3 protein-coding genes are annotated in these 3207 nt (G+C 29.3%); all 3 read left to right on the top strand.

Features of this window, described 5'->3' with window-relative positions; translation table 11 throughout:
- Positions 1 to 164 precede the first annotated feature (164 nt).
- The 3 genes from endA (at position 165) to ACKI67_RS02480 (ending at position 2837) form a co-directional block, all read left to right on the top strand.
- Positions 165 to 680: a tRNA-intron lyase gene (endA, locus tag ACKI67_RS02490; RefSeq protein WP_407461822.1), complete on the top strand. Its 516-nt coding sequence runs from the start codon at positions 165 to 167 to the stop codon at positions 678 to 680.
- Positions 681 to 937: 257 nt separating this feature from the next.
- Complete coding sequence (locus ACKI67_RS02485) at positions 938 to 2029, top strand: tryptophan--tRNA ligase (protein ID WP_407461820.1); 1092 nt, start codon at positions 938 to 940, stop codon at positions 2027 to 2029.
- A 106-nt stretch (positions 2030 to 2135) separates the two neighbouring features.
- Positions 2136 to 2837 (top strand): stage II sporulation protein M, encoded by a 702-nt coding sequence (locus tag ACKI67_RS02480; protein ID WP_407461819.1) that lies wholly within the window; start codon positions 2136 to 2138, stop codon positions 2835 to 2837.
- Positions 2838 to 3207 lie beyond the last annotated feature (370 nt).

Raw genomic sequence — 3207 nt, 5'->3', positions numbered from 1 at the left:
AGACATTTTAATCTTTGATTCTTTTTTTATTTTTTTATTTTTCCTTATTTTTTTATTAAATTTTTTTAATTATTATAGGTAAATTAGTTATGGATTTTCATTTAAGTTTAATTAATTGATATTTTTATTTATTCAATATTACAGATTTTTATTTAGGTGTTCTCATGCGCGGAGATTTATGTGAAGGTATTGTAACCATCAAAATTGAGGCAGGCAATCAAAGGGCTGTTTCCCTTAACCAAAAAAGCCAGTTCGGTAAATTATCAGAGGATTGTTTGGAGCTTTCTTTAATTGAAGCTTGCTATTTGATGGAAAGTGGACGTTTGGACATTTACGAAAATGATGAAAAATGTGATGTTGCCTATATCATTGATTTGATTAAAGATCAAGAGATTTATGGCAAGTATTTGGTCTATAAGGATTTAAAGAATAGGGGCTATATCATAAAGACAGGATTTAAGTATGGCTCTGAATTCAGACTTTATGAAAGAGGAACAGGTCCAGGTCATGCACATTCAGACTTTTTGGTAAAGGTATTGTATGAAACCAATGAAGTTAATGTTTTAGACTTTGCAAGCTATGTAAGGGTTTCTCATGGTGTCAACAAGAAATTATTGCTTGCTGTGGTTGATGATGATCTTGATGTGACTTATTATAACATAGAGTGGACCAGACCATAATAATTAAAAATTAAACTTATTTTTTATTTTAATATTAGTTATTTTTATTAACTTGAAAATCATATTTAATTAATAGAATGAATTTTCAAATTAAATCAATATTGTAATTTGTTCATATTTTATGAATTTTTGCTTAAAAAATTTTAATTATTTTTATTAAAAATATGACTAATTATTTTAATAGTTGTGATTAAAAACATATTAATTATTATTCATTTATTCAATTTAAAGAAAGATATATTATTTTAGGTGATTTTTTGATTGATCCATGGGGCTCATCTATAGTAGATTATGATAAATTAGTTAATCAGTTTGGAATTAAAGACTTCTCAGAGATATTGGGGGAAATTGAAGACCCTGCAAGATTGATGAAAAGAGGAGTTATCTTTGGACATAGGGATTTTGATAAATTAGTTCCTTTAATCAATGGCAAAAAGGATTTTGCAGTTATGACTGGTATGATGCCAAGTGGTCAGATGCATATTGGACATAAGATGGTAATTGACCAACTAAAATGGTATTTTGAAAAAGGAGCTTCATTATCTTTATCAATTGCAGATATGGAATCATATGCTGCAAGAGGAATCAGCTTTGAAAAGGCAAAGGATATAGCTATTCATGAGTATTTGGCAAATTATATTGCTTTAGGCCTTGACTTGACTGATGATAAGGTGAATGTCTATCTCCAATCTCAAAACAAGACATTAAATGACTTGACCTTTAAGATTGCAAAAAGAGTCAATTTCAATAATATGCGTGCCATTTACGGTTTTAATGAAAGTACCAATATTGGTCACTTATATGTTCCATTGGTGCAGGTGGCAGACATTTTGCTTCCTCAAACTGAAGAGTTCGGAGGTCCAAAGCAAGTGGTTGTTCCTGTAGGTGTTGACCAAGATCCTCATTTAAGATTAACAAGAGACATTGCAGCTAAGATGAATGAGGAGTATGGATTTTTAGCTCCTGCTTCAACTTATCATAGGTTCTTGACTGGCCTTACTGGAGATAAGATGTCAAGCAGCAAGCCTAATACAGCTATTTACTTGAATGAAACTCCTAAACAGGCTGAGAAAAAGGTAAAGTCTTCTAAAACCGGAGGTAGAGAAACTCTTGATGAGCAAAAGGAGTTAGGTGGAAGGCCTGATGAATGTGTTATTTATGAAATGCTTGTTTATCATTTGGTGGATGATGAAAAGGAGCTTGAAAAGATTCGTGATGAATGTATGGACGGAAGCCTTATGTGCGGACATTGTAAGGTTCATGCAGCAGAACTGATGAAAGAATTCTTTGAAGATTTGAAAGTTAAACAGGAAGAGTCTGTAGAAATTGCAGAATCCTTGTTTGATTAGATAATTATTTATGATTTTAGAAAAATTTATTTATTCAAATTCATTAAATATATAATAAATTTGTATATAGAAACTAATGATTGTTTTAAGCTATCGGGGTGAATAGATGGTAGATGTTAAACATTATTTGAATGTAGCCAAGGATGAAGTGAAGTCAGCATTTTCACATAATAAGCTGCTTTTGCTTATTTCAACTTTAATATTTGTAATTCCTCTTCTTATAGGATATTTTTATCCGGAACAGGTTACTGCATACGTACAGCCTATAGCAGATGCATTTGAAGAGAATGTTGCAAATGGAACAGTGGAATTAACTACACAATCATTGTTTGTCAATAATGTGACTGTAGCTTTCATATTATATGCTCTTGGAGCACTTGGAGGATTATTGGCAGCAGTTATTTTAGGAAACAATGGTTTGTTTATAGGTTTTACTGGAACACAGTTTAACCTCTTGGCATATGTTGCTTTAGTGCTTCCTCATGGAATATTTGAAATTCCAGCTATTATCATAGCTACAACTGGTGGTTTCGCATTGCTTTCATTTGTGCTTCGTTTCATATGGGGTCTCATATCTCCAGATTACTCTTATTTGGATATTTTTGATCCATATTTCTCTAAAGTGAAGATCACTGTTGGACAAAGATTTACTGCTTCATTCAAAAAGAATCAGAATAAATTAAAGGAATCTTTTATATTCCTTTGTCTTGCTGTTGTTCTATTAATCATTGCGGCATTTGTTGAAGCTAACATAACTGTGCCTCTTGCAAAGGTTTTCCTTTCCTTTTTCGGAATTGGAATTGCTTAGAGGATTTTTATTTATTTATTTTTTTATTTTATTTTATTTTCTCATTTTTTTATTTTTACTTTCTATTTTTATTTTCTATTTTTATTTTCTATTTTTATTTTCTATTTTTATTTTCTATTTTTATCCTATTTTTTATTGAAATTGATTAATTTTGAACATTTCTATTGTTTTAAATTTTTAGTTTAGTTAAAATAAGTTTTTATACTATGATGATTATAATTATATGATGTATAGTAATTATAATCTAATTTTTTATTAATTTTATAATTATTAGAATCGATTTAATTAAAGTTTATAATTAATTAAAAATTATTAATTCATCAAAAAGATTAATGTGATAAAATGATTAGATGTGTATCTTGTGGAGAAG

The organism is Methanobrevibacter sp. (genome assembly GCF_045577275.1).
Lineage (GTDB): Archaea > Methanobacteriota > Methanobacteria > Methanobacteriales > Methanobacteriaceae > Methanobrevibacter.
This window is presented reverse-complemented; position numbering and strand designations above follow the sequence as displayed.

What these genes read in the sequence shown, in the direction of transcription:
- ACKI67_RS02480 (WP_407461819.1), top strand. Translation starts at nt 2,136, where the DNA reads ATGGTAGATGTTAAACATTATTTGAATGTAGCCAAGGATGAAGTGAAG.
- endA (WP_407461822.1), top strand. Translation starts at nt 165, where the DNA reads ATGCGCGGAGATTTATGTGAAGGTATTGTAACCATCAAAATTGAGGCA.